This is a genomic window from Planktothrix tepida PCC 9214, assembly GCF_900009145.1.
In the GTDB taxonomy this organism is placed as follows: Bacteria; Cyanobacteriota; Cyanobacteriia; order Cyanobacteriales; family Microcoleaceae; genus Planktothrix; species Planktothrix tepida.
On the sequence record NZ_LN889782.1, the window covers coordinates 1,243,418 to 1,269,483 of the forward strand.

24 protein-coding genes and 1 tRNA gene are annotated in these 26,066 nt (G+C 39.3%); 17 read left to right on the forward strand and 8 right to left on the reverse strand.

The genetic code is table 11. From position 1 onward, the window contains the following. Positions 1 to 343: 343 nt before the first annotated feature. From PL9214_RS08435 to PL9214_RS08450, 4 genes are all read right to left on the reverse strand, one after another. The gene (locus PL9214_RS08435; RefSeq protein ID WP_072718314.1) at positions 344 to 1,549 is read right to left on the reverse strand and encodes a response regulator; all 1,206 of its coding nucleotides are present in this window, start codon (positions 1,547 to 1,549) and stop codon (positions 344 to 346) included. A 384-nt stretch (positions 1,550 to 1,933) separates the two neighbouring features. Then, on the reverse strand, positions 1,934 to 3,634 hold the full coding sequence (locus tag PL9214_RS08440) for a tetratricopeptide repeat protein (RefSeq protein ID WP_306341359.1): 1,701 nt from the start codon (positions 3,632 to 3,634) through the stop codon (positions 1,934 to 1,936). Positions 3,635 to 3,725: 91 nt separating this feature from the next. Beyond that, positions 3,726 to 4,664, reverse strand: coding sequence for a homoserine kinase (thrB, locus tag PL9214_RS08445; RefSeq protein WP_072718316.1), 939 nt, complete (start codon positions 4,662 to 4,664; stop codon positions 3,726 to 3,728). Between the two features lie 69 nt (positions 4,665 to 4,733). Next, the gene (locus PL9214_RS08450) at positions 4,734 to 4,988 is read right to left on the reverse strand and encodes a DUF7219 family protein (protein ID WP_072718317.1); all 255 of its coding nucleotides are present in this window, start codon (positions 4,986 to 4,988) and stop codon (positions 4,734 to 4,736) included. A gap of 396 nt (positions 4,989 to 5,384) precedes the next feature. On the opposite strand from PL9214_RS08450, the gene PL9214_RS08455 reads away from it, so the two are divergent. The 5 genes from PL9214_RS08455 to gloA all read left to right on the forward strand — a co-directional run bounded on the left by PL9214_RS08455 (position 5,385) and on the right by gloA (position 11,128). Beyond that, positions 5,385 to 6,746: a folate/biopterin family MFS transporter gene (locus PL9214_RS08455; protein WP_139295000.1), complete on the forward strand. Its 1,362-nt coding sequence runs from the start codon at positions 5,385 to 5,387 to the stop codon at positions 6,744 to 6,746. A 14-nt stretch (positions 6,747 to 6,760) separates the two neighbouring features. After that, a complete protein-coding gene (locus PL9214_RS08460) occupies positions 6,761 to 8,236 on the forward strand; it encodes a carotenoid oxygenase family protein (RefSeq protein ID WP_072718319.1) in 1,476 nt (491 codons plus the stop codon). Between the two features lie 511 nt (positions 8,237 to 8,747). Continuing rightward, positions 8,748 to 9,776, forward strand: a complete 1,029-nt coding sequence (locus tag PL9214_RS08465; RefSeq protein ID WP_072718320.1) for a glycosyltransferase family 2 protein — start codon at positions 8,748 to 8,750, stop codon at positions 9,774 to 9,776. Positions 9,777 to 9,780: 4 nt separating this feature from the next. Then, a complete protein-coding gene (locus PL9214_RS08470; RefSeq protein WP_072718321.1) occupies positions 9,781 to 10,569 on the forward strand; it encodes an ABC transporter permease in 789 nt (262 codons plus the stop codon). A 121-nt stretch (positions 10,570 to 10,690) separates the two neighbouring features. Next, entirely contained in the window at positions 10,691 to 11,128 is a 438-nt protein-coding gene (gene gloA, locus PL9214_RS08475; RefSeq protein WP_072718322.1) for a lactoylglutathione lyase, read from the forward strand. A gap of 94 nt (positions 11,129 to 11,222) precedes the next feature. Here the strand turns inward: gloA and PL9214_RS08480 are convergent, their stop codons facing one another. Beyond that, complete coding sequence (locus tag PL9214_RS08480) at positions 11,223 to 11,420, reverse strand: hypothetical protein (protein WP_072718323.1); 198 nt, start codon at positions 11,418 to 11,420, stop codon at positions 11,223 to 11,225. A gap of 213 nt (positions 11,421 to 11,633) precedes the next feature. On the opposite strand from PL9214_RS08480, the gene PL9214_RS08485 reads away from it, so the two are divergent. The 4 genes from PL9214_RS08485 to PL9214_RS08500 all read left to right on the forward strand — a co-directional run bounded on the left by PL9214_RS08485 (position 11,634) and on the right by PL9214_RS08500 (position 14,916). Next, complete coding sequence (locus PL9214_RS08485) at positions 11,634 to 12,401, forward strand: pentapeptide repeat-containing protein (protein ID WP_072718721.1); 768 nt, start codon at positions 11,634 to 11,636, stop codon at positions 12,399 to 12,401. Between the two features lie 69 nt (positions 12,402 to 12,470). Beyond that, positions 12,471 to 14,216: a hypothetical protein gene (locus tag PL9214_RS08490; protein WP_072718324.1), complete on the forward strand. Its 1,746-nt coding sequence runs from the start codon at positions 12,471 to 12,473 to the stop codon at positions 14,214 to 14,216. A gap of 51 nt (positions 14,217 to 14,267) precedes the next feature. Continuing rightward, complete coding sequence (locus PL9214_RS08495; protein WP_072718325.1) at positions 14,268 to 14,561, forward strand: small RNA NsiR4-regulated ssr1528 family protein; 294 nt, start codon at positions 14,268 to 14,270, stop codon at positions 14,559 to 14,561. A 160-nt stretch (positions 14,562 to 14,721) separates the two neighbouring features. Beyond that, positions 14,722 to 14,916 (forward strand): hypothetical protein, encoded by a 195-nt coding sequence (locus tag PL9214_RS08500; protein WP_072718326.1) that lies wholly within the window; start codon positions 14,722 to 14,724, stop codon positions 14,914 to 14,916. A 43-nt stretch (positions 14,917 to 14,959) separates the two neighbouring features. Here the strand turns inward: PL9214_RS08500 and PL9214_RS08505 are convergent, their stop codons facing one another. Then, positions 14,960 to 16,696, reverse strand: coding sequence for a pentapeptide repeat-containing protein (locus tag PL9214_RS08505; protein WP_072718327.1), 1,737 nt, complete (start codon positions 16,694 to 16,696; stop codon positions 14,960 to 14,962). Between the two features lie 170 nt (positions 16,697 to 16,866). On the opposite strand from PL9214_RS08505, the gene PL9214_RS08510 reads away from it, so the two are divergent. After that, positions 16,867 to 16,958, forward strand: a tRNA-Ser gene (locus tag PL9214_RS08510). Positions 16,959 to 16,975: 17 nt separating this feature from the next. Here PL9214_RS08510 and PL9214_RS08515 read toward each other — a convergent pair. Continuing rightward, a complete protein-coding gene (locus tag PL9214_RS08515; protein WP_072718328.1) occupies positions 16,976 to 18,340 on the reverse strand; it encodes a serine/threonine protein kinase in 1,365 nt (454 codons plus the stop codon). Between the two features lie 249 nt (positions 18,341 to 18,589). Here PL9214_RS08515 and PL9214_RS08520 point away from each other — a divergent pair, with 249 nt between their 5' ends. From PL9214_RS08520 to PL9214_RS08545, 7 genes are all read left to right on the forward strand, one after another. Next, positions 18,590 to 19,423, forward strand: a complete 834-nt coding sequence (locus PL9214_RS08520) for an SGNH/GDSL hydrolase family protein (RefSeq protein WP_083579923.1) — start codon at positions 18,590 to 18,592, stop codon at positions 19,421 to 19,423. A 411-nt stretch (positions 19,424 to 19,834) separates the two neighbouring features. Continuing rightward, positions 19,835 to 20,866 carry a C39 family peptidase gene (locus tag PL9214_RS08525; RefSeq protein ID WP_072718329.1) on the forward strand — a complete coding sequence of 344 codons (1,032 nt, stop codon included), beginning with the start codon at positions 19,835 to 19,837 and terminating at the stop codon, positions 20,864 to 20,866. Positions 20,867 to 21,022: 156 nt separating this feature from the next. After that, positions 21,023 to 22,402: a serine/threonine-protein kinase gene (locus tag PL9214_RS08530; RefSeq protein WP_083579924.1), complete on the forward strand. Its 1,380-nt coding sequence runs from the start codon at positions 21,023 to 21,025 to the stop codon at positions 22,400 to 22,402. A gap of 130 nt (positions 22,403 to 22,532) precedes the next feature. Next, positions 22,533 to 22,742: a type II toxin-antitoxin system HicB family antitoxin gene (locus PL9214_RS08535; RefSeq protein WP_072718330.1), complete on the forward strand. Its 210-nt coding sequence runs from the start codon at positions 22,533 to 22,535 to the stop codon at positions 22,740 to 22,742. A gap of 346 nt (positions 22,743 to 23,088) precedes the next feature. After that, complete coding sequence (locus tag PL9214_RS08540) at positions 23,089 to 23,334, forward strand: hypothetical protein (RefSeq protein WP_072718331.1); 246 nt, start codon at positions 23,089 to 23,091, stop codon at positions 23,332 to 23,334. Positions 23,335 to 23,480: 146 nt separating this feature from the next. Continuing rightward, positions 23,481 to 23,627, forward strand: coding sequence for a type II toxin-antitoxin system VapC family toxin (locus tag PL9214_RS32240; RefSeq protein WP_245824222.1), 147 nt, complete (start codon positions 23,481 to 23,483; stop codon positions 23,625 to 23,627). Continuing rightward, the gene (locus PL9214_RS08545) at positions 23,566 to 23,856 is read left to right on the forward strand and encodes a type II toxin-antitoxin system VapC family toxin (protein ID WP_245824198.1); all 291 of its coding nucleotides are present in this window, start codon (positions 23,566 to 23,568) and stop codon (positions 23,854 to 23,856) included. Before PL9214_RS32240 ends, PL9214_RS08545 begins: the two co-directional genes overlap by 62 nt. Positions 23,857 to 23,946: 90 nt before the next feature. On the opposite strand, the gene argZ is transcribed toward PL9214_RS08545, so the two are convergent. Then, positions 23,947 to 26,064 carry a bifunctional arginine dihydrolase/ornithine cyclodeaminase gene (argZ, locus tag PL9214_RS08550; protein ID WP_072718332.1) on the reverse strand — a complete coding sequence of 706 codons (2,118 nt, stop codon included), beginning with the start codon at positions 26,062 to 26,064 and terminating at the stop codon, positions 23,947 to 23,949. Between the last annotated feature and the right edge of the window lie 2 nt (positions 26,065 to 26,066).

Genomic DNA, 26,066 nt, shown 5'->3' on the forward strand with positions numbered 1-26,066 from the left:
AAGTCATTAGGGCAATGTAGATGCTGGAATTCAAGACAAAAAATTGGAAGAACGTAATATCCATGATTTGCCTCTATTGTCCTAAGTACGTGGGCAGGATTAAATTTTGGCAGGTAGCAATATGTAAAGGAGGCTTAGATAAGTCATTAGAGAGCGTTGGAAGAATTCACAGTTGTTTGTATAGGAAGGTTTTATAAAGCCTCCCTACTTATAGCAATAACTGCTCTAAAAACTTCTAAAGCTGTATCCTTTTCTCTATTATGGGTTCTCACTACCCATCCTGTCAGTCAGAAAAGTCATATTTTTCCGTTGCAAAAGTCAGATCTCTACCCAAAGATAGTTGTCAAATTGTTTTAGTGCTGGAATTTAATGGGGAGTCAGACCCTAAGTAGGGGAGCATAAATAATGTCAACCAACGAAGACCTAATAACTTAAAATCAGTAATATCGCGGACATGAATCGAACAACCTTCTCCAAATTTTACCGCCGTCAAGTAATACCAAATCTGAACGTGATCATTTTCCCAATAAAATTCTTGCTGGATGGCTTCTCCCGTTTCAACGACTGCTACAAGGGAATAAAACAGGTTGGGAGTCAGTTGATTGAGCAAATTTTTGAGAGGAAATTTACCGATCAAGTCTTGTCGTTTTTGACCTAATAACTTCCCAAAAATCGGATTAATCACCAGTCCATGAAAATTGTTAATTTTTTTAGTGATGGGATCTCTCAAAGCTTGGAGAACACAAATTCCATCTTCTAAACTATTTAATAAATTTGCTAGTAAAGCGCGAGATTGATACAGAATTTCTATGGTTTGTTGATGTTGTTCAATTTGCTCTTTGAACTGATATTTTTGTTGTTGAATTGTTAGTTGAGTTTGAATCCGAGCAATCACTTCTTCGGGTTGAAACGGTTTTGTGATATAATCAACACCACCAGTTGAAAAGGCTTTGATTTGATCAAAAGTTTCATCTAATACACTTAAGAAAATCACCGGAATTTCTGAGGTTATTTCATCAGATTTTAGAATTTTGCAGATTTCATACCCATCCATTTCCGGTATTTGAATATCGAGTAAAATGATGTCGGGTGGGTTATTATGGATTGTTCTTAATGCCATCCTACCATTAGTAACACAGCGAACTTTATATCCCTCTTTACTCAACACATCTGTTAAAAATTGCAGGTTTTCAGTCAGGTCATCAACAATTAAAATATTACCTTTGAAGCCTGAACTTTTTTCCTCAGCAGTGTCATGGCTGGTTATTTTAGCTTCAGAAAAGGTGGGTGTGGCACTTATTACTTCTATAACCCGCCGAAAGTTGCTTTTAGTAATGTTTTCCCCAAAAAGGTCTGAAAGGCTTTGCCATAATATGAAAGCTAAATTTTTAATATGGCCGATGCTGAGATATAAGCGTTCGGCTAAGTTGCTATAGGATTCGTTGTTCCAAGCCACTTTGAGGATTTCTTGTTCTAAAGGAGTCAATTGTTTACCTTTTTTGGACTCCAGAGTAGTTTGTACAAGGTACAGTGCTTCTTCAAACTTCATGGCGTGTTGATCTTGCTTTTATCTGTACATAAGTAGGTGGGCATAAATAACGTCAACTAACAAAAAGCCAAACCCCTTATTCTGAAGGACTTACAGCGTTTATCATTTGAACTTTAATTATGACCACGTACTTACTTTCGTTTTTTCCTGCCTACCTACTGATGCAAAGCATGAACAGGGAACAGGAAATACATCGTTGCGAGATAGTTTAATAACTTAACAGTGTTTTAAATGTAGGACACATTGCCATGATTATAACTGGTAAAACTTTATTTGACAAGAGAGATTTTTGCGGATTTTTTCTTCCGTATAAATACGGAGCTATAGCAAGTCTAAATCGGTTGTAATAACCTCTATGACTCAAACCCTGACCGTAGGGGCAATTCATGAATTGCCCCTACGGTNTCCTTCATTCAAAACTCGTCGATATCGAGCTTGGTTGCGACTAATATAAATTCGTTTAGGATAGGATTTTATTTCAGGTGAAATATCAGTTAAAAATAAACTTCGCAAAAACTTAATCGTATTAGGGACAACCCAACCCACCGAAGCCGGATAGGAAGGGACAATTAAACTAGAGGCTTGCAAATAAGAAACTTGATCACTTTCTATAATTTTATCAGCCGGAATTCCAATTTTTTCTAAGGTTTCTCGTTGAAAGCTTTGTTTTGTTGAATTAATTAAAAACCCATCTATTGTGTTTAAATCAATGCCATTTTCTTGTAAAATTTTAATTCGGGGTAAAATATCAACCATCCAATGAAAATAGACATTTCCTGATAGTCCTGATAACACCACAACACGACCTTGAATGACTTTTAGGGGTGGAAGCTCATCTAACCCAAAAACCTGATGTTGACTCCAATCATAATTTTTACATCCGGGTAAAGGAGTCGGATAAAATTGAGACAATTCGGGAATTAATTCATTGTCTGAATTGAAAATTGCGATCGCATTACAGACATTCCACCAATGGGTTTGAGGAGCGACCCAAGCTCGTCCTTGAGGAATGAGCGTTACCGTAGAATTAGGAGAGTTTTCTAGTAAATTTTCGGGAGCAAAATACTGCTCAATTCCGGGTGCAATTAACTGAGGTTTAAACTGTTGACGAATTCTTTTTAAGCAGGGTTTACAGTCTAAACCTTGACATTTAGGCTGATTGGGATCAGAGGTTTTTGTAACTGAATTAGGAAGTTTGAATTGATAGCGTTCTTTGGCTGATTTGAAAATTAACTTCCCCTGTTCAACTTGCTGCTGTTTTTCTAAAACCTCACTAATTTTTTGATAAAGTTCTGTCTGATTAGGTTGTTGGGTTAAAGCTTTATGATATTGCAAAGCAGCGGCGTTAAAACGCCATTGTTTTGTTAAACAATTCCCCCAATTAATATAGGCTTCCGTTAATTCTGACTGAGTATCAATAGCCTGTTGATAATAGTGTTCGGCTATGGGATAATTGCGATATGTTAATAAAACATTGGCTAAATTTAAATAAGTTTGAGCTAAATATTTTTTAACAGAATTTATTTCTGGTTTAGATTTTTGTAATTCTCCCAAAAATTGACCACAAGCTCTTGTCACTTGCTCCATAAGATCTTCTGTTTTAAACTGTTCTGATGCTTGACAATAGGCGGTGATCCAAGGTCGTTCTAAAGCTACAATATCTTGAAGATAAATGATAGCTTCTTCGAGTTTCTTTTGAGCCAGCAATAGGGTTGCACATTGACTTTTCAGCGAAATCGAATCCGGTTGAATCTTTAACCCTGCTTCTAAATATTGCAACGCTAGAGAAAACAATTGATTCTGAGAAAAAATACTCCCTAAGTTTTCATAAGCTTTAACGAAATTGGGTTGAAGCTTAACTGCTTGTAAATAATTGCTGATTGCTGCATCTATATTTCCACTTTTTAAATAAGCTTCACCTAAATTATTATAAATTTCCGCTTGTTCAGGGTCAAGCTCTGTGGCTTGTTTCAAAATTTCAATAGCTTGGGAATATTTTTCACTTTCTATCCATAAACATCCTAAATTATTATAAGCTCTGATGAGTTGAGGTGCAAGTTCAATTGTTTTTTGATAACTTTTGATGGNGAGGAATTACGCGATCGCATTTAACAACAGCTTAAACGCTATGGGAAGACTGGGGAAGTAGTGTATGCGATCGCTACATTTCCAGAGATTACAAAACCGATGACTGAACCGTTGCCCCCTGAGTATCCAGTTGCAGAACTTTAACCTGTGGGTGAACACCTGCTTGTTGCCAAGCTTGGGTCATCGCTTCTGCAACCCCATCGGCAGAGGTCTCGTCCGTTAACGCCAATAACGTTGGCCCAGCACCACTAATCACTAATTCACAAGCACCCCCATTCAACGCAGCAGCACGAACTTGATCAAAGCCTCGAATTAACGCTTGTCGATAGGGTTGGTGAATTTTATCCTGTAGTGCAACCCTTAACCATTCAGGGTTTCCGGTTTCTAAGCCCCGAATTAATAGCCCCAAATGGGCTGTATTAAAAATAGCATCTCCCCGACTATAGGTTTGGGGTAAAACGCTTCGGGCTTCTGCCGTTGAGAGTTCAAAATCGGGAATTGCCAGAACGGGTACAATCTTACAATGCCAAGGAATTTCGCAAATTTCCCACCCTGGACTGTTTTCCCCTCTGGAGACGGATAATTGACAATTTCCCAATAACGCCGGAACCACATTATCCGGGTGCCCTTCCATTTCAACGGCCAGTTGCAGGATATCCATTGGGCTCAAAGGATTTCCGGCTAACGCATTACCCCCCACCAGTCCCCCAACAATAGCCGTAGCCGAACTTCCTAAACCCCTTGCTAAAGGAACCCCTAAATCAATCTTAATTTGAACGGGAGGGGGGGTTTGACCCAGATGTTGATAAAGCTTCACAAAGCCTTGATAAGCCAAGTTACTTTCATCCGTTTGCACTCCTGCCGCTTCTGTGCCGTGAACCGTAATGCGAAGCGTCTGGTTTGTGGAGGTTTCTAGGGGGGAAAATTGCAGGGTATTGTATAAGGTTAGGGCGGCTCCAATACAATCGAATCCTGGCCCTAAGTTGGCGGTGGTTGCCGGAACGGTGACAGTAAACGTGCTAGGCATTTTATCGATCTAAAATAACAAATAGGCAACTTGTGATCTTAGCCGACAATGCCTCCTCATCGTTAGAGATCAACGATTTTCCGGGGGTTCATCAGGAGATTGCCCAATTCCTAGGCTTTTTTTTGATGAGCGTAATTTTTTCCAAAGATGTTTGATTTGTTGATAAGCTTCCTCTGAGGTTACTTTTCCGTTTGTTTCCAGTCCACAAATATAGTTGACTCGCTGGGCAAATTCCTGCAAGTTGGAATTAAAAACCAACTTCTCAGGCGTAAATTCTCCGTGGTAGCGACTGCGCGGAAACAGGAAATCATCACGTTCTGACATAGCTATCTCCCAAAGAATAGGACTGTGGGGTTGAGATGGACGGACAATGAGCCATTGACCACCACTGAGAGGATGAAACCGATTAAGGACAAGTTGATATTCTATTGAGCAAAACCCTCATTATACTTAGTATAGCTAGATTAACACTGAACGAATTCTAAGATGTGAACTACACAGAAAAACTGCCGATCTTCTGGATCAGCAGTTGATTGGATAAGTTCCTTTATTTTTGTAGAATCCCAAGTCTATAGACTCAAAACTCATATTTTTGCTCCCGGGTCACCCAATCAGATCATCGGGAATGGGCAACCGCCAACACTCAACTGTACCCATTCAACAGTCCACAGGTTATGATCAAGATATTCACATTTCTTAATCTTTCTTAACTTAATCCTGATGGCTTCAACAAGCATCGAGAAACTCCAGCAATTCTTTCAGAAGACCCTATTTTTTGACAATGAGCCCACCCCAGAACTGATCGCCATTTTACTGGTGTACTTTGTCCAAGGAATCTTAGGACTGGCTCGTTTAGCAGTGAGTTTTTTCCTCAAGGATGAATTGGCGATGAGTCCAGTAGAAGTCTCAGTTTTACTGGGAATTGTCCCCCTGCCTTGGGTTGTAAAACCTTTATTTGGGTTCATTTCCGACGGTTTACCGATTTTTGGCTATCGTCGTCGCCCCTATTTAATTCTATCGGGACTATTAGGAGCCTCATCCTGGGTTGCTCTGGCTACAATTGTGCATACTCCCTGGGCGGCTGCGGGTGTAATTATATTAAGTTCCCTTTCTGTAGCGATTAGCGATGTGATTGTTGATTCTTTGGTTGTGGAACGAGCGCGTCATGAATCTATCAGTCATATCGGGTCTTTACAATCAGCTTGTTGGGGATCAATGGCAATAGGAGGATTAATTACAGCTTATTTAAGCGGTTATCTGTTAGAAAAATTTAACCCTCAAACGATATTTCTAATGACCGCTACTTTTCCCTTAATTGTTTCCTTAGTGACCGGATTGATTACAGAAGAAGTTATACCGGAAAACTTGAACGGAAAAAGAATCAAATCTCAACTCAAAAATTTGCGTCAAGCCATAACACAAAAATCGATTTGGTTGCCTACAGCCTTTATTTTTGTTTTGCAATCAACACCAACGGCTGATGCTGCTTTTTTCTTTTTTACGACGAATGAATTAGGATTTCAACCGGAATTTTTAGGGCGAGTTCGTTTAGTGACCAGTTTTGCTTCTTTGGTGGGAGTTTGGTTATTTCAACGCTTTCTTAAGTCGGTTTCCTTTCGGAACATCTTCTTCTGGTCAACCCTGATCTCAACGGTATTGGGGATGACCATGTTGTTATTAGTGACCCATACCAATCGTGTCCTAGGGATTGATGATCATTGGTTTAGTTTAGGAGATAGTTTGATTTTGGCCGTCATGGGGCAAATTGCCTATATGCCTGTTTTAGTATTATCAGCCCGTTTATGTCCCCCTGGGATAGAAGCCACGTTATTTGCCTTATTAATGTCTGTTTCCAATTCAGCCGTATTAATTTCTTATGAATTGGGGGCTTTACTGACCCATTGGTTTGGAATTACTGAAACCAACTTTAACCAATTATGGCTCTTGGTAATTGTAACCAATCTTAGCACCTTATTACCCCTTCTTTTCATTCATTGGTTGCCCGATAATAATGCAGAAATAGAACCTTTAAGTCTTAACCTTGCCTCCTCTGAACGGGAACAATTAACTGTCAACCTTTAACCTGATTATCTAAAATGCAGAATCTGATTTCTACCTCTTCCAATTCCTCAGACTCCTTATCCTACGATCTCCAAGCTTGGCAAAAAGGTTATCTGTCTCAACCGAATGAATATGATTACTGGATTGATGATATTGAGGGAGAAATTCCTCCCGAATTAGAAGGAACCCTTTATCGCAATGGCCCCGGTTTATTAGACATTAATGGACAAGCTTTTCGTCATCCTTTTGATGGGGATGGCATGATATCTGCGATTCGTTTTACCAACGGTCGTGCCCATTATTGTAATCGATTTGTGCGAACCCAAGGTTATGTAGAAGAACAAAAGGCAGGAAAAATTCTCTATCGGGGTGTTTTTGGAACTCAAAAACCGGGCGGCTGGTTGGCAAATTTTATGGATTTACGAATTAAAAATATTGCCAATACTCAAGTCATTTATTGGGCGGGAAAACTCTTAGCGTTGTGGGAAGCGGCTCAACCGTATCGACTTGATCCGCATACCTTAGAAACCCTAGGAATTGATGATTTAGATGGGATTTTAGAACCCGGAGATGGGTTTGCGGCTCATGTTAGGATTGATCCAAATTGTGAAGAAAATGGCGGTGAACCGTGTTTAGTCAATTTTTCGATTAAACCGAGGTTATCCACCCTCATTACAATTTATGAAATTTCTACTCAAGGAAAATTACTAAAAAAACAGGTTCATTCTGTTCCAGGATTTGCCTTTATTCACGATTTTGCCATGACTCCAAATTATTGTATTTTCTTCCAAAATCCAGTAAAATTTAATCCCATTCCCTATTTATTGGGATTCTCAGGAGCAGGGGAATGTGTTAAATTTGAACCCAAAGAACCGACTAAAATTATTGGGATTCCCCGTAATTCGAGCAAAATTAAATATTTTGAAACCTCATCGGGTTTTGTATTCCATCACGCCAATGCTTATGAAGATCGCGATAGAATTATTGTAGATTCTATCTGTTACGAATCCCTCCCCGAAGTTCGCCCCAATGACGATTATCGAGAAACAGATTTTTCTCGTTTAAATCCAGGACAACTCTGGCGTTTTTCTTTAGATTTAACTACTGGAAATGTAGAGAAGAATAGAATTGAATCTCGCTGTTGTGAATTTCCAGCTTTACATCCAAATTTAATGGGTAGACCTTACCGTTATTTATATTTAGGAGCCGCCCATTCTCCCCAAGGAAATGCACCATTACAAGCAATTCTCAAACTAGATTTAAACACCAATCAGCGTCAATTGTGGAGTGCTGCACCGGAAGGATTTGTGAGTGAACCTGTATTTGTTCCGCGTCAAAATGCGATCGCAGAAGATGATGGATGGCTGTTAACGGTGGTCTATGATTCCCATCACCATCGTTCAGATATTGTGATTTTGGATGGTCGAGACTTGACTCAAGGAGTGATTGCCCGATTACACTTAAAACATCATATTCCTTACGGTTTACACGGCACTTTTGTAACCCCTTAAGGGAGGAATAATTGTTAAATTTTATAACTTTTAGGTTCTACGTTCTCCTGACCCAGAAAGAGGCGTAGAATTTTTTTATAGGGACTAACCTTGACAAGAGACTGCGGTAAAAGGATGCTTGGCTCAAGCAGAAGATTGGGAAGCGTTGTTATACTTGTCAACAGAGGAATAAATCTGGTATACTTTTTCTCAAAAGTTAATTAATCATTAAATTCTATCACTGGATCTTGGATAAAAATTGATTAGTTAACTTTTTTAGGAAGAGTTTTTATAAAAAAAATTAATAATTTACTTGTTATTAAATTTATTTTTTCTTAAAAATAGAACTTATTTATAAACGTTAATTTTTTGTTTAACTTAGACGTTGTAATCTGCCTTTCAAAAATCGAGACTAAGACAACTTTTTAAACACATCTAAAACACAAGCGTAGCTCATCAATTCCTGAAGAGTGAGCAGATGTGTTAGGCTAAATAACAACTGAATGAGCAGACTCTTAAGCGAGGCAGTACGATGAAATTTAGCATCGTGATTACAACCTATAATCGAATAACTTTACTGAAACGGGCAATTGATTGTGCATTAAATCAAACTGTGCCGTGTGAAGTGGTTGTTGCTGATGATTGTTCAACGGATGGTACTGAAGAGTATGTTCGAGAATTATCGGCATCCTTAAAAACCAAAGAGGATTATCGACTGGTTTATCATCGCAACCTTACTAATCAAGGTCATTCAGCCACGATGAACGCAGGAGTTGCTGTAGCGTCTGGAGAGTGGATTAAACCCGTAGATGATGATGATTATTTAGCAACAGATTGTATTGAAGAAATGATTCAGGCAATTAGTGCCTATCAAATTCATAAAAGTCAAACGTCTACATCCCAAGTTGTGATTTGTTCGTGTCAAGCTGCCCAAGTTGATCCCAGCGAAAAAGAACTTAGTCGAACTCGAATTATTGGCCCTGGAAAAGTTTTTTATATTCCCCAAGAAGACATTCATTATGGAATGCTTCTCGAGCAAATTCCCTTTGGAACGCCCATTCAAGTCGCCTATCGCAAAGACGCATTTATTCACTCCGGGGGATGGGATTCCAGTTTAGATGCTAACTGTGATGATATTGATTCTTGGATTAGAATTTCTCAATTTGGCGATGCCATTTTTATTAATAAATGTTTAGCTTATCGAACAATATGGCCCGGAGCTTATAATCAAAAGATTTCTTTAGAAAAACGACTGGATACAAATATATTAATCAAAGAAAAACTTTATCAACTGGTTCAGAGAGAACATAAAATCCATCTTCCTACTCTTCAAGATATCCGTAATTATCTCAAATTACATTGGAGTATTGTCGCCCTCAAAAAAGCTAAAATAGTGAATGCCTTTTCTTTGTCATCAGCCTCTATTTTATCTCCCAAAGCTTGGAAATTGTTACTGTCTTCCATTTTAAATCGAAAACAGCAATGGTTAAAAATCAAACAATTATTTATGCTCAACAAAGAACCCAAACCTTTAATAAAAAAAATAATTTTGATTGAATAATTTTATGAAATATATTTTGAAAATAGCTCAAACTTTACTGCTAACATACTATGCCTACATGGTTGAATATCGAGCCGAACTATTTTTATGGGCATTGTCTGGTTCCTTGCCTTTTATTTTAATGGGAATTTGGATTAAAGCCTCCCAAACCCAAAATATTGAACTGAGTGAACTTGAATTTGCTCGATATTTTTTAGCCGCCTTTATTGTTAGACAAGCTAATGTTGTTTGGGTCATTTGGGAATTTGAAAAAGAAGTCGTTCAAGGGAAACTATCCCCTCGATTATTACAGCCCATTGATCCCGTATGGCATCATTTTCTCAGCCATATTGCGGAACGATTTGCTCGTCTTCCCTTTATTGCAGGGCTAATTCTTTTATTTTTTGCCCTTTATCCTCAATCCTTTTGGATACCCAGTTTAGGACAAAGCTTATTATTTTTATTAATCTTAATCCTGGCTTTTATGCTGCGATTTATTATTCAATATACCTTGGCTTTATTTTCCTTTTGGACAGAACGAGCGAGTGCTATTGAACAAATTTGGTCTTTACCTTATTTATTTCTATCAGGAATCATTGCGCCTTTAGAAGTGTTTCCGCCCTTGATTCGGGAACTGACCTTATGGACTCCCTTTCCCTATCTGGTTTATTTTCCAGCTTCTATTATTGTAGGATTTCCCGTTGATATAGTTCGAGGTTTATTGATGATATTCTTGTGGGGAACCTTATTTTTTATCATCAATCGTTGGTTATGGAAACAAGGACTAAAACAATATTCAGGAATGGGGGCCTAAAAGTAGTGAGTCCTTCAGGACTCTGTTTCTAAGAAAAAGCCCTAAAGGGCTTACTACGATTTAATCGGTTTTATTAATATAATGAAATGCATCTTAAATCAATCATCAGGACTAGATCAACATGAGACTCCTTCATACGATGTTACGGGTCGGAAACTTAGACCGCTCTCTCAAGTTTTACTGCGATATTTTAGGAATGAAACTGCTGCGTCAAAAAGACTATCCAGGGGGTGAATTTACGTTAGCTTTTGTGGGTTATGGTGATGAATCCGAGCAGAGCGTGATTGAGTTAACCTATAATTGGGGGGTAGAACAGTATGAAATCGGCACAGGTTATGGTCATATCGCCCTGGGTGTCGATGATATTTACCGAACTTGTGAACAAATTAGATCCGCAGGGGGTAAAATTACTCGTGAACCTGGCCCCATGAAACACGGAACAACAGTTATCGCCTTTGTGGAAGATCCCGATGGTTATAAAATTGAACTGATTCAGTTAGGAACTCAGGGGTCTAATTCTGAAAAAGAAACTGCTGTTACTGCTTCGACAGCATCTTAATTAAACCCGCCTTAACCTTCCCCTTATTCAGGGGAGGGACAGAATTTTTAAAGTAAATTTTTGTTGAGGAGATTTCATCAGGATTGATCAATCATTAATCTACAACATGAATTAATCCTCGCCGAAGGCGTTCAAAGACTTGATCAATATAGGAATGTTCTTCTAAGCTTAAGTCGTTTTTGGAGAGTAATAACGACATCAGGACTCGTTGGTCACTTCGGGTGATTTTGCGCGAAGAAAAAATTTGATTCACCAATCCTTCGATACTAACTGTGGATTCACTCACCAACATGGGTATCACCTACACGCAGCTGATCTTGGTTCTTATTATTCCTTCAATTCCCCTCTTTGGCAGTGACGCAAAAACCCCTATAGGTGTGATCAAATTCACAGTTTAACTGTGATTCTTATCAATACTGCTAACTCCTAACTTCTAGTCAGCAGATAGCAAAAACCCTGAAAATATTTTATGATAGCGACAACGCCCTTTTTTGCCATCTGTCCTATGAAACAGAGAATGATAGCTGGTGTTGCTTTGTTAGTGGTACTGAGTCCTCTAACTCCAGCAAAAGCAGAAAATTTAGAAGAAACTCAAAAACTTCTCGCCACAAAACAATGTCAGAACTGTGATCTCAGTGGTGCGGGTTTGGTACTGGCTAATTTAGTCGGTGCTAATCTCAATGGAGCCAACCTGGTAGGTGCTAATCTCAGTCGCTCAAACCTAACAGGGGCAGATCTGCGAGGGGCTAACTTGACTGGAGCGAGTTTATTTGGGGCTAACTTAACGGGTGCCAATCTCACAGGGGCTATTCTTAATGGAACAGATTTAAGAAGTTCCTATCTCACTAATGCGATTTTAGATCCTAAAAGTCTCAACAATGCTCAGTTAGTGGGTGTGGTCGGGCTTCCTGCCAATAGTGGCAGTGCTGAGGACTTTTACCGTTTAGGGGTGACGGAAGCCAAGTCAGGTCATTATGTCAATGCCATTGATTTTTATAATCAAGCCTTAAGACTCGATCCCAATTTAGCGGCAGCCTATTTTGGTCGAAGTATGGCACGGGCAGATTTAGGAGATTTAGTCGGGGCAATTGGAGATGCAAAACAAGCTCAACAATTGTATAAAACCTTAAATTCTCCAGAGGGAGAACAAATTTCACTCCAGTTAGTAGAAACCTTGGAATACCGACAAAATCCTGACACGAATAAACCCAGGGGTGGATTTTTGGGGATGTTAGAAACAGCCGCACCGATGTTATTAAGATTATTGTTCTAACTCAACTGAGTTTCAATCAAACAATCTGCTATATCATGGTTTTCAGGCCGTTGAAGAGGGAGTAAATCGATGAGCGATCGCAAAAATAAATCCTTATGGAATTCTATCACTCAAAAAGCAGGGGGTTTGAAAGACAGTGTAAGTCAAACCGCAGCAAATACCAGTAAATCTTTAACGGAAAAAGCCACAGAAGCCGCCAAACAGTCCGTATCAAATCTAGGAGAAACGATTAGCCATAAAGCGACGGAAGCGGGAAAAACCATTAGAGAGACGGCAGCCCATTCTGTAGAATCGACGTGGAAAAAAGGTCAAGATTGGGTGGATCATTTGGGTTCAGAATCAGAAGAACCGTTAAACCCGAATCCTAATGCACCGGATTGGAGCTTAGATGAACTTTATCATATTTTTATTTCCTATCAAACGGCTTATCAAGGAGGCAATCAAACCGTTACCTTAAAAAGTGGAAAAACCTATACCGTTAGAATTCCTCCCAACCGCACAGAAGGCGCTAATTTACGAATGAAAGGATGTGGAGTCCAAGGTAATGATGCGTTTTTGGTGCTGCATACCTTTTATAATTCTGAAGTCAATTTAGATCGGCAGATCAATCGTTTAATGAATCAAGTTCCGTTGTATGAACAAACTAAAATTAGGTGTTTAGAAGCTTATAACCGTCTAAATAATGTGCAAGCTACTCAAGATTTTACCGCTTTAGATTTATTAGATTATTTAGTTCTGACCTCTAAACTTTATTCGGATATGGGTCAACGCTATATTATTGCTAGTCATCATTCCCGGTCTTTGGGTTTAGAACAGTGCTTAGAAAAGGCATTAGAAACATCGAATTTAGATTTAGATGAGAGAATGCGATTAAAAGGAACCTATCAGTATGTTCGTTCTGGGGAAGCGGTTCCTGATTTAGAGGCGTTAACAAAAATTGATGCGATTATTCTCAATTCATCCTTGAAAGCAGACTTAAAAAAATACTATTTACGCGCTAGTGTAACCTCCAGGGTTTTAGCCTTGGATATTCTGATTATTAATGCCATTTATAATCAATCCCAGTTATCAGAGTCTGATCAAAAAAGATACGCTAAAACCTATATTCAACTTCGAGAAGGGCAAAATGTTATCGATGTGTTAACCTTAGTTGCCTTAGATGAATGGATGATGAAGGCTGAAATTCCAGCGATTGGGAAAGTGATTTATCAATTAATTCGTAAACCGGATTCCCCCTTAAAGAATGAGTTTGATAGTGATGACTATTTAGAAGGCTTTAAAATCATTCAAGCCACCCTAAAATCTATCTTGGAAAATACTCAAGATTATCCCGCAACGGGGATTCAACAGATTGATATTGCTGAAGTTAAAATTGAACGATTAGCAGAAAAATCTTATAATTCTGTGTCGCGAGGAGGATTAGGATTATTATCAGGAAATGTAATGATTAAAGGTGCAGTTCCTTTAGTAGAAATGACGGCTAGGGTGGCGATTGCTCAAGTCGCACAAGGGTCAACCCCTGATAAAATTAAATTGGGAATTCCGGCGGTTTCTGAAACCGGAAATCAGTCTACAGCAATCGGAAATAATTGGATGGCGGTGGGTTCCTTTGGAGAAGATGAAAAACCCATTCATCATTTATTTGGCGCAGCATTTTATCGTACAATTATGGATGAGATAGATGGGGTGAGTGGTTTGGCTGAACCTGCGAATAATAAACCCATTCATCAAGGTTTAGGACTGTTAAAACTTTTAAAAGGACAACCAGATAAGCAACGAGTCATCAAAGATTTAGAAACTCAAATGTATCGTTAAACCGGATTAGGGTAGAATAGAAGGGTTAAAAGATGAAATCGGAATTATCTTATGTCTTCGGAAGCTAATACAACGACAGGCGCAGATGCAATTGATGTGGCGATCGCTAAAGGAATTGATTTTGATGGTACACCGATTCCTCCCCTGAAACTGGATCTCTACAATAAAGTAATGGGATTAGAAGCCGGACGTCAACGCAGTGGTGTTAGCAATACGATGCGGTCTCGAATTGTTCGCATTGGGGCTAAACATATTGCTCAAGATGAACTGAATCAACTCTTAATTGATGCGGGATTTCAAGGGTTAAAAGATAAAGAAATCCTATTTTATTACGGCGGTAAATAATAGGGAACCACAAAGACATGAAGAAGAGCATCTTTATAACGGAATATTAAAATTTTCGGGTTTACTAGGACACTTTGACCCTGATTTTATCAGTAAATGGGGGTGAAGCGTCCTATTCCCCAAAAGCGGGTAAAAATATGTCGTTTTTATTAAAACCCTTATGACATCACCTCCAAAATTTGATTGGATTACTTTTATTGCTCGATTTGGCTGTGGTTTTATTATTGGTGGATTTTTGTCTGCGTTGCGGTTTCCTCAATCTTTTCTGATGGCTTTTGTAATCGGTGGACTCCTCTGTGGCGTTTTAGCTTGGCTTTTAGGCGATCGCTTCTGGACATCCCGTTGGTGGTGGTAGTATTAGACACTAAACAAGAATTCACCCCTGAAAAATCAGCTATTTATTTTTCCCATAAAAGTGCGATCGCAAATCGAACTAATTCCCCCATCAATGAAACCCGTTCCGATGGATTTGCAGTTTGTTCCCAACGAAATAGATTTTCTTTAAACAAAGGTTCCTGTTGTGCACGTTGAACAATTCCTTGAATAATCACTTGATGTTGAATTTCTTCGAGTTCTACCCCATTTTTAGTTAAAAAATCTAATAATCTTTGCACGCTAACGACAAATTTTTCAGGTTCTTGCGATCGCAAAATCGATTGAATTTGACGAGAAATTTCTTGAGATAAAGCTTGATGGTTATGATGTTCGGCTACTGGGGGAGGAGGTAAGGCAGGTTCAGGAATCTCTTGCAAATCTAGGGAGGCATTAAAAATAGGAATTTCTAAATTTAAGAGTCCCAAAATATCAGATCGCTTCTGTAAAATATTCTTTTTCATCGATAGATAGGACGTTAAAATTTGTTCGGCTAACAATTTCGTATTCACTAAATGATTAGCTTTTACTTGCAAGAAAAACTGATCAGGTTGGGATTCAAAGCCTTGAATCATTAATTGTAGTTCATAACTTTCCTGTTCAACTTTAACTAACGTATAAACTAAGGCTTCCCAATTCGGATATTCCATAAATTCTACTGTAATTAAATGGCTATCTTCCGAAGGTTCATTGGCTAATTCTCCCGGTAAAAAATCTCGATCACTCGGATAACGATTTTTGGGTTTTTTACTGGTATAATCAAATTGAGTATAGACATAATCACACTCTACCTTAGTCAATTCAACGTCTAATTTTTCCCAATTATGAATACAACACCCGGTTAATTTAGCGCCTTCTAAATTGGTTCTAATTAAATGGCTTTCAATTAATAAAGCATCGCGTAAATCGGCTTCACTTAAAATAGTATCGCTTAAATAAGACCCGCTTAAATCTGCCTTGCGTAGGTTGGCTCCTCTTAAATTAGCCTCGCTTAAATTTGCCCATAAAAGATAAACTTCTTCTAAATTTGTCCGTAATAAATACGCTTTCTTAAAACTAGCTTTTAATAAATAAGCACCGGTTAAATTTCCTCGGCTTAAATCCGCACTATCGAGAATGGCTTCTGTTAAATCAGCCCCGGTTAAAATCACTCGGTGCATATCGGCTCCGGTTAAATTCGCCGAGCGTAACGTAGACCCATTTAAGTCAGCTTCGGTTAAATTGGCTTGAGTGAGAATAGCATCTTTTAAATTTGCACCAATTAATCTTGATTCTCGCAAATTCGTTCCCGTTAAATTCGCAGCAATTAAACTCGCACGAGTTAAATTCGCCTCCATTAATTCTGCACCCATTAATAAAGCATGATTTAATTTGGCTTGCTCTAAATTAATTTGATCTAATTTTGCACCCGTTAAATCCGTATTACTTAAATCCGCTTCTGTCAAAATCGCCCAATTCAAATCTGCTTGTTTCAAGGTTGCAAATCGCAAATCTGCTTTAGTGAGATTAGCACCACTCAAATTACTTTGATTGAAATTACTGCGCGTTAATACCGCATTGCGTAAATCAGCCCGACGAAAACACGCCCCCACTAACTGAGCTTGGTTTAACACCGCCCAACTGAGGTTTACGCCTGTTAGGTTCGCGCCCGTGAGGTCAATCTCTTGCAAATTGACACCACTTAAATTTGCCCCACTTAAGTTAATATAGGTAAAATTGCGCTCTCCCGCTTGATACCGATCTAAAAGTTCTTGTCTGTTCATGGCAGAGCTTGAGAAGACGCTAAAAAGGGTTCGTTGGTCTATGCTGAATCATACACCTTGGTTTGTTCTCTACAAGGGGGGGTGTTCCCTCACGACCCCGAACCCACATTTTTTTCTAAACCCCTAGACAGACCCAAAATGATCTGTTAGTATATTTAATTGTCGCTCCTGGAGAGGTGGCTGAGCGGTCGAAAGCGGCAGATTGCTAATCTGTTGTACGGCAGGTAACTCCGTACCGAGGGTTCGAATCCCTCCCTCTCCGTTAATCAACCCATGAATTTAATGAGGATAGAGCCAATCTTGAATTTTTTGGGTTAACCACGCGCATTCCTCCGCCACAAACATTTCACCAATGCGATAGGTTTGGGATGTGGTGCGAATGACAATCTCATATTTAGATCGCTTTTTCTCCATAAAAACGCCAATAATATCGGATAGAGAGGCTGATAATAAACGATATTGAATTCCCCTGGATTTTCGCAGGATTCTAAACTGGGTGTGATCAAATTCAACCCAGGTTTTTTCATCAGTTAAAAAGAATATCCACAGGAAGCCAGAAACAAATAGGAGTGAACACAAAAACCAAAATAACAGGGGATTACTCAAAAACATCGGTATACAAATTGATAAGAAGAAACCAAAACCGAAATAAAGGATGAGCAAATGAGAACACCCGATTTCCAGGTTAAATAGTTTTCCAAATCCTTTAGGCGGTAAGTAAATCTTTAAATGCTCTGGGGTGTAATCAACATTAATCGTACTATAAAACGGTTGATTCAGTTTTTTAATTAAAGCCCGTTGGGGAGTCATATTTTGATTCTTTTGCGGACGAATTTTGCCCGCTTTTAACAACTCTAAAGCTTCCCGTGAGGTTTGTAAGCGTTTTTCTAAAGAAATTTCGGTTATTTGTTCAATCCAGTGAACAAAATTCGGATTTAAACTAATTCGATCTTGGAAGTGAATTCGAGCCTCTTTTTGAGGTAAATCCGCCGGGAAAGTATTCGTTAATAAATGAATTAATGTGGCTCCTAACGCATATAAATCCGATGCGGCTACCGCCCGACCCCAAAATTGTTCTAAGGGTGCATAACCACTGGTTCCGACAACAGTAAACGTTACGCCTGTAACACTGGCTTGGGCTTGTACGGCTCCAAAATCGACTAAATAAATTTGTTCTGAATCATCTAAAATTAAATTACTCGGTTTAATATCTCGATGTAAAACCGGAGGACTTAATTCATGCAAATAAATTAAGATTTTTAAGATATCCTTAGCAATTTTTTTAACTTGAGATTCCGTAAACCGATGTCCTTGATCTAATAAATCTTGTAACGATGAACCGGGAATATAATCTTGGACTAATCCAAACCAAGGTAAACCCCCCCCAACACTTTGATCGAGGGAAAAATAATCTCGATAATGAGGAATTCGAGGATGATTTAAAGCTTGTAAAACCTGCGCTTCTCGTTCAAACAGTTTTAATTCTTCCCACGCCATTTGCGGACTAAAGGCTAACAGCTTGATAATGACTTTTTCTTGAGTTTGCCGATCTATTGCCAGCCAAGTTTGACGTCCGGTGGCGGTACGTCCACATTGGGATTGTAGTTGATAGCGGTCTTGGATAATTTGTCCTGAGTTTAACATATTCAACTCAAAATGAAGCGATCGCATACTATTTAGGGTAACACGGGATTACTGAATGTCAAAGAAAAGCCAACAATTCCTTTAACTAACTTGTTTTAATCTAGGTGGAGAACAAGCTTGACTTTACAATTGTTCCAAGCCGTGAGTCATTAATCTTGGTTAATCTTCCATTTCTGGTTAAAATATGTGGGATTTTAATACAGCAAAATCACCGTTGCTGTCGTTTCCCATAATCAATACACCTCCAAGATGAAACAGGTTCAGACAGTTGTAGTGCAGTGTCTTGTTGCAATCACGATTGGTTGTTTAGGATGGTATTCTACATCGCCATCGGTACGCATCGAAGCTGCGCCCCCCCAAAAGCCAACTTCCCCCTCAACCCCTCGCCCACCGCAACCCGTCATTGAACCCCAACCGGAAGTGCTACGCAATAAACATCGAATTGTGGTTGTTGGGGATAGTATTACCCAAAGTGGAGGACAATATGGCGGTTATGTCTGGTTGCTACAACGCTATTTAAATTTTTTGTATCCTCAACAACCCGTTGAAATAATTAGTTCTGGGATTTCTGGTAATACTTCAACCCAACTGTCGGAACGATTTAAACGAGATGTTTTAGATCAAAAACCCGATTTGATTACCATTAATATTGGAGTTAATGATGTCTTGCAAAGTTTCCAAACTCCAACACCAGCCAGACCGAATATTCCTACACCTCAAGAATATCGCCAAAATTTAACGGCAATGGTACAGGTTGCAACCGCTAAAGGAATTCCTGTTTTATTGCTATCCCCCACCATTATTTATGAAGATCTCAGCAGTCGAGAAAATCAACGAATTGCAGAATATATTGCTGTAATGCGGGAAGTCGCTTTGCAATATCGCTGTCAATTTATTGACTTAAATTTTCCCTTTCGTCATGTGATTATTACCTATCAGCGTTATGGGGGACAGGGACAAAATCTATTAACTCGTGATGGGATTCATCCTAATATTGCAGGTCATCAAATTATCGCCTATACCATTCTGAAAGGGTGGGGTGTTCCTGAACCTAAAATTCAAAGCTTAAAACTCAATGATTAATTTAATCCTGATTGTTCAAATCATCGACTGGGAATTACCCCTAGGAGATCACTCCCATCAGGGGTGATCACCCGTTTGTCATGACAGATGAATGAGTTTCTTAACGCTTTACAAGAGCGGTAGAATTTCGGTTTTATCCTGATTTCAACCTATATTTCCACAAAAGATCAGTGAGTTGTCAATCACGAACTGTCAACCCTGAAACCTTTCCTTCTGGGGAATCTGGATCTTCTTTGAGAATTGTTAATTTTTGTAGAGGAGTACCCAATTATGCTAATCTACAGAATAATCATTAACGTCTGAAATTTTTATCAAGTCAGGAGTAGTCTAACCCCCTGTAACCTCGGTCGAGTTATTGCCATCGTCATTTGTTTTTCTCACAGTCTAAATTTATAGCATCAATTACTGAATATGAAATTACAAGACATCCTAGGAACAGAACAACGTTATGATATTAAAGCGATCTCAACTGATGAGGAATTAACTCGTCAAATTCAAGTTATATTAATTAATTTGACTTTGCTTGATCCTCCAGCAGATGGCAAATTTGGCCCTAAATCAACAGCGGCTCTCCATCGATTTCAAACCTTAATGGAATGCGGAGAACCGGGATTTTTAGGATTAAAAACCGCCAAAAAATTAATTGAAACCAAGCGAGAAGACATTTCTACTGATGTTCTCATTCTTAAAATTACAAAAGAAACTATTTTAAAACTTAGACCTGTTGCTTCCTCTCAACTGAGTGATGCAGAAAAGCAAGGAGTTAAAGCAGGTCAAGAATTTAAACTCCTCGCCTACGAACCTTTACGGGGTCATATTCGAGTCGCATTTCGGGCTGATGAATTTGGAGAACAATCTGTTTGGTATGTCTTTGATCAACACGCCGAAATTTATCAAGGGAAAAATTTAGTTTGTCCTAAACCTCGTCCTCAAAGTATCAAACTGGCTAACTTTCCCTATCGTTCTCAATTGGATAACTATTATAATCCCACAGGTTCCTGTAACGTCACTTCTATTGCTATGTGTTTGCAATATTTAGGAATTCGTCGGCGTACCAGTGGCGGTCAATTTGAAGATGAACTTTATGAATATGCCTTACAAAAAGGTTATAGTCGCTGGAGCCCCTATGATTTAGCTAAAATTGTTAAAGATTATGGGGCAAAAGATTACTTTGCAGAACGGGCGACAATGGAGGAATTACAAGATTGGTTAGCCGATGGCAAACCTGCGGTGATTCATGGGTATTTTACCTCCTTTGGTCACGTTATGCCCGTGGTGGGTTATGACGAACAAGGCTTACTGGTACATGACCCCTATGGAGAATGGTTTTCATCAGGATATCGTACCGATTTAAGTGGGGCTTATTTGCGGTATTCCTACCCTTTAATCCGTCGAGTTTGTATGCCTGATGGAGATTTTTGGGTGCATTTTATTACCACTTAATTGACCCAATTTAGGGGGTCAGAAACCGGGTTTCTTATGTTATCTTTCTGTTAATAGCAAAGGTTAATGCAGAAACCCGGTTTCTTGGAGGTGTGTACAAGCTGAACAATTTACTGTTATGATTGAGTTAAGATCTCATCATTCCCAGACTTTACCATGAGTCAATGTCTTAACCCTGATTGCCTGCACTCTAACCCAAAAACGACTAATTTTTGTCAAAAATGTGGATCTAAGTTACTTTTAAAAGAACGATATCGAGGGTTAAAAATATTAGGACAAGGGGGATTTGGCAGAACGTTTCAAGCGGTGGATGAAGATAAACCGTCTCAACCCTATTGTGTAATTAAACAGTTTTTTCCTCAAGCACAAGGAACGAATAATCAAGAAAAAGCTGAGGAACTGTTTAAACGAGAAGCGATACAATTAGAACAGTTAGGCAAACATCCCCAAATTCCTGAATTATTCGCCTATTTTAGTCAAGATCACCGTCAATATCTGGTTCAAGAATATATTGAAGGACAAAACTTAAATCAAGAATTGTCTGAAACAGGAGCTTTTTCAGAAGATAAAATTATTAAATTATTAGAAAATGTCTTACCTATTTTAACCTTTATTCATCAACAACAGGTGATTCATCGGGATATTAAACCGGAAAATATTATTAGAAGAAAGAGTGATCATAAATTCGTTTTAGTGGATTTTGGAGCCGCCAAAGCAGCCACTAGAACAGCGTTAGCAGTGACAGGAACGGTGATTGGTTCTGCGGGATATGTCGCACCGGAACAAGCGGTAGGAAAACCGACTTTTGCCAGTGATTTATATAGTTTAGGGGTGACTTGTATTCATTTATTAACCAATATTGAACCGTTTGATTTATTTGATGTGAGTGAAAGTGACTGGGTGTGGCGAGATTATTTAACGGTTAAAGTGAGCGATCGCTTAGGTCAAGTATTAGATAAATTGTTGCAACAGGGAACAAAAAAACGGTTTCAAACGGCTCAAGAAGTTTTGGATGCTTTACAATTAACTGTTAAACCAACATCCTTACAAACACCCCAACCAACACCCCAACTCAATATCGAATTAAAGTCAGCTAAAGGGGTTAATTATGATCAATTAGAACAACTTTTGAAAGCCGGAAAGTGGAAAGAAGCTGATCGAGAAACAGCCAATAAAATGTTAGAAGTAGCAGGAAGAACACAGGAACTATGGTTAATCCGTGAAGATATTAATAATTTCCCATGTGAGGATTTACGCACTATTGATCAGTTATGGGTCAAATATAGTAACGGTCGCTTTGGTTTCAGTATCCAGCAGGAAATCTGGCTAGAAGTTGGGGGTAAGGTTGACTATGAGACAGAGAAAAAGTTAGGCGATCGCGTTGGATGGAGAAAGAACAGTAGTTGGATGAACTATGATCATCTAACCTTTTCATTCCAAGCTCCCGTAGGCCACCTCCCTCGTGTATTTACGTCTGGTTGGGGCGGAGGTAAGGGTGGTGTTCTTGCGTTGCTTCTCTCACGTCAAGAACTGTAAGCTGTAATCTCTAACAATTTCAGCCCTTTATCAAGTCGAGTTTTTGGGGTTCTGTTTGACCCAATTTTCGATATAAAAGGGAACGGTCAATAGGAATTAAGATGAAAGTAAAAGATAGAGAAATTACTCAATGAAACGTTATGCCATTATCATTGAAAAAGCTGAAAGTAACTATTGTGCTTATGTTCCAGATTTGCCGGGATGTGTTGCAACAGGTTACACAATAGAAGAAGTTGAAAAAGAAATTAAAGAAGCAATTATTTTTCATCTGGAAGGATTAGAAATCGAAGGCTTACCCATCCCTGAACCTACGTCAATATCTGAATATGTTGAAGTTTAATTTAAAAAGAATGTAGAGAATTCCCAATGTAATATTTCTGGTGGTTCAGAAACCGGGTTTCTTATGCCATCTTTCTATTAGCAACAAAGGTTAAGACAGAAACCCGGTTTCTAGCAAATGCTGGGGGTCAGAAACCGGGTTTCTTAAATAATCTTTCTGTTAGTAGCAAAGGTTAAGGTAGAAACCCGGTTTCTAGGAGGTGCTGGTGGGGTTCAGGAACCGGATTTCCTATGTTCGATCATGATGTAGATTTAAAATGCGATCGCAAAAAACATCTCCACACCCCAAACCTTGGTAAATCTTAATTCTGCGTCTAAAATAGAGATTAACCGTTTTTGTAAACAATATGAATTCGATTATTCTCAATAATCTTAACCCTGTTATTTTTGAAAAAATCCAGAGTCTAGCGCAAAAGCATAACCGCAGTTTAGAGGATGAAATCAAAGCTATTCTCGCTCGAACAGTGGAAGCAGAAATAACCTCTCAAGTTTCTACAAGGGCTAATTTTCGCTCCCAACTTGCAACAGCACGTCAAAAACATGGCAATCAGACCTTTAGTGATAGTGTAGAATTGCTAAGGAATGAAAAATAAATAACTTGCACAACTAAACCCTGGAAACCTTGATCCACTGTAAACTATTTCTCAATTAGTCACCTTATTGGTTTTTCATTCCTAAGAGAGGATAGAAATCGTTGAGTAAATTCGTTGTTGATGCCAATGTCGCTATCAAATGGGTCTTGCCTGAGATTCATTCTGAAATTGCCCAGCGTCTCTTGGATGATGCCTATGAATTATTAGTGCCTGATTTCTTTTTTTCGGAAATTGGTAACATTTTATGGAAACGAGTCCGACGGAGAAACAACTTTAGAACTCGCTCAAACTGATTTAACTGTTCTGATGACAGGGGATTTACAAATCTATCCCTCACAGTCTTTAATGCCAACGGCTTTAGAAATTGCTGTTAGAGTTGACCAAGCTGTTTATGATTGCGTTTATCTCTCCTTAGCTGTTATGAATCAATGCCAGATGGTAACAGCAGATGAAAGGTTTTATAATTCTATTGCTAGAGATGTTCTATCCCCCTATCTTTGTTGGATAGAAAATTTACTGTAAAGCAATATGGGGGTCAGAAACCAGAAACCGGGTTTCTTAATCAATCTTTCTATTAATAGCAAAGCTTAACGCAGAAACCCGGTTTCTCAATTAACCAACTTGTACGACGCCGTATTTACTGGTTAATTTGTCTAATTGATTCACTAACAAACTCAGGAACAGTCCGACGTCGGTAACAACGCCAATAGACTCTACAGAACCGCGATCGCTGAGTTTGGTCACAACCGCCGGGTTAATATCCACACACACCATCTTCACCCCGGAAGGCGTCATATTGCCAACCCCAATGGAATGTAACATTGAGGATAGCATCAGAATCATATCTGCACCCCGTAACAGTTCCGCATAATGCTCTTGAGCTTTAATTAAGTCCATTTGCGTATCCGGTAAGGGGCCATCATCCCGAATCGAACCCGCTAAGGAGAAGGGAATATTATTTTTCACACATTCGTACATAATTCCACTCTTGACGACTCCCTGTTCAACGGCGGCGGCAATACTTCCGCAACGACGAACACTATTAATCACCTTAAGGTGATGACGATGACCTCCTTTAACAGCGACACCTTGTTTCATATCCACACCGAGGGAGGTTCCCATGATCGATTGTTCCATATCGTGAACGGCGATCGCATTTCCCCCTAATAACGCCTGCACATAGCCTTGGCGGATCAGATGGGATAAATGTTGAGCCCCTCCGGTATGAATCACAACCGGGCCAGCCGTCACCACAACTTTACCGCCGCGATCGCGAATTTGGCGCAGTTCCCAAGCCACTTGTTCGACAATTAACTCAACGCGGCGTTCACTGGATACTCCAGCAGACATAAAGCTGAATTCTTGAGGGCCATTGCGGGGTTCACGGGATTCAGTTTTGCGGATCGTCCGCAGACCGACGACATCTACCACCACTCGTTCACCGAGTTTTAAGTCCCGTAGAATCTTACATTGAGCGACAAGACCGTTGGGGGTTTCGGAAATGGCGATCGCACCGTCCATGCGTTGATTTTGAACCGTTAGCCATTGTCCATCTACCCGAACTTCAGTCGGATAAATGGTGGACACATAGAAATCATCGGGGCCAACACCATCTTGTTCGACGGGTTGTAAGCGAGCATCGCGTTGATCTTCGTCCAGGGAAACAACGCCAATATCAATTAATTGGCTAATAATTTCTTCCATCACCTCATGGGAAGGAGCAGATATTTTAATCTCTGCTTTCGAGGTGCTTTGTCGTTGTTCTCCTAAGTTAAAGTTTAGGACTTGGAAACTTCCGCCGCCTTCCACGACTAAATCTAAGGCGCGGTTAATTAAGCCAGCATCTAATAAATGTCCTTCCATCAGGACGGTGCGGCTTTCAATATTGATGACAGCGTGACGATCAATAATAATCGGTTCTGTCACCCGCAGGGTTAAACATTTGGCGGCTCCCCCTGCTTTTAAAAACTCTGTTAAGGGAGTTTCAAGGACGGTAAAACCAGCTTCTTGCAGTCGAGCTTTTAAGTTATCGCTGGCTTTATTCATAATCACCATCTGATTAATATTGACGGTATTACAAGCAAAGTTAACGGCGTCGGGTTCTTCAACAATAATCCGTTTTTCTGGGGGAACTCGCAATTCAATTAAGCGATTTGAATAGGAATCAAAGGCAGGAGGATAATACATTAAATACCCACCTGTTAACGGACAAAAACAGGTATCCAGGTGATAAAACCGTTCATCCATTAACCGCAGAGATAGAACTTCAATATCCAGCCATTCTGCAATTAGGGGATGAGAATCAAGTTCAGACCGGAAGCCATATCCTGCCCATAAATAACGTCCTTCTCGGTCAAATAAAGCATCTCCAGCACCTTCAAAGGGGAGGTCTTTTGGAAGTTCGTGAACGGTAAATCCTTGACTTTCAAACCAAATTTTAAAATAGGGTTCTTCCCCTTGACGTTCTTTATGATAAAAACGACTAAGAACGACGGTTTTATCGAGCACTAACCCAGCGTTGGCGGTAAATACCATATCCGGCCAACCTTTTGCGGGGGTTACTAAGTCAACAATGGCGTTTTCTTTGATAAGATGGTACAAACTTTGCCACTGTTCTCTGGCTCGATCAAAGGAGGATTTGTGGATATTGCCCTCCATCCAAGGATTAATTACATAGTCCACATCATAGTGGTCTGGAGGACACATCAGGAAACGAATTGAATCTGTCATTT

Coding starts and splice junctions, on each gene's coding strand:
- PL9214_RS08435 (WP_072718314.1), bottom strand. CDS start 1,549: ATGAAGTTTGAAGAAGCACTGTACCTTGTACAAACTACTCTGGAGTCC.
- thrB (WP_072718316.1), bottom strand. CDS start 4,664: ATGCCTAGCACGTTTACTGTCACCGTTCCGGCAACCACCGCCAACTTA.
- PL9214_RS08450 (WP_072718317.1), bottom strand. CDS start 4,988: ATGTCAGAACGTGATGATTTCCTGTTTCCGCGCAGTCGCTACCACGGA.
- PL9214_RS08455 (WP_139295000.1), top strand. CDS start 5,385: ATGGCTTCAACAAGCATCGAGAAACTCCAGCAATTCTTTCAGAAGACC.
- PL9214_RS08460 (WP_072718319.1), top strand. CDS start 6,761: ATGCAGAATCTGATTTCTACCTCTTCCAATTCCTCAGACTCCTTATCC.
- PL9214_RS08465 (WP_072718320.1), top strand. CDS start 8,748: ATGAAATTTAGCATCGTGATTACAACCTATAATCGAATAACTTTACTG.
- PL9214_RS08470 (WP_072718321.1), top strand. CDS start 9,781: ATGAAATATATTTTGAAAATAGCTCAAACTTTACTGCTAACATACTAT.
- gloA (WP_072718322.1), top strand. CDS start 10,691: ATGAGACTCCTTCATACGATGTTACGGGTCGGAAACTTAGACCGCTCT.
- PL9214_RS08480 (WP_072718323.1), bottom strand. CDS start 11,420: ATGTTGGTGAGTGAATCCACAGTTAGTATCGAAGGATTGGTGAATCAA.
- PL9214_RS08485 (WP_072718721.1), top strand. CDS start 11,634: ATGAAACAGAGAATGATAGCTGGTGTTGCTTTGTTAGTGGTACTGAGT.
- PL9214_RS08490 (WP_072718324.1), top strand. CDS start 12,471: ATGAGCGATCGCAAAAATAAATCCTTATGGAATTCTATCACTCAAAAA.
- PL9214_RS08495 (WP_072718325.1), top strand. CDS start 14,268: ATGTCTTCGGAAGCTAATACAACGACAGGCGCAGATGCAATTGATGTG.
- PL9214_RS08500 (WP_072718326.1), top strand. CDS start 14,722: ATGACATCACCTCCAAAATTTGATTGGATTACTTTTATTGCTCGATTT.
- PL9214_RS08505 (WP_072718327.1), bottom strand. CDS start 16,696: ATGAACAGACAAGAACTTTTAGATCGGTATCAAGCGGGAGAGCGCAAT.
- PL9214_RS08515 (WP_072718328.1), bottom strand. CDS start 18,340: ATGTTAAACTCAGGACAAATTATCCAAGACCGCTATCAACTACAATCC.
- PL9214_RS08520 (WP_083579923.1), top strand. CDS start 18,590: ATGAAACAGGTTCAGACAGTTGTAGTGCAGTGTCTTGTTGCAATCACG.
- PL9214_RS08525 (WP_072718329.1), top strand. CDS start 19,835: ATGAAATTACAAGACATCCTAGGAACAGAACAACGTTATGATATTAAA.
- PL9214_RS08530 (WP_083579924.1), top strand. CDS start 21,023: ATGAGTCAATGTCTTAACCCTGATTGCCTGCACTCTAACCCAAAAACG.
- PL9214_RS08535 (WP_072718330.1), top strand. CDS start 22,533: ATGAAACGTTATGCCATTATCATTGAAAAAGCTGAAAGTAACTATTGT.
- PL9214_RS08540 (WP_072718331.1), top strand. CDS start 23,089: ATGAATTCGATTATTCTCAATAATCTTAACCCTGTTATTTTTGAAAAA.
- argZ (WP_072718332.1), bottom strand. CDS start 26,064: ATGACAGATTCAATTCGTTTCCTGATGTGTCCTCCAGACCACTATGAT.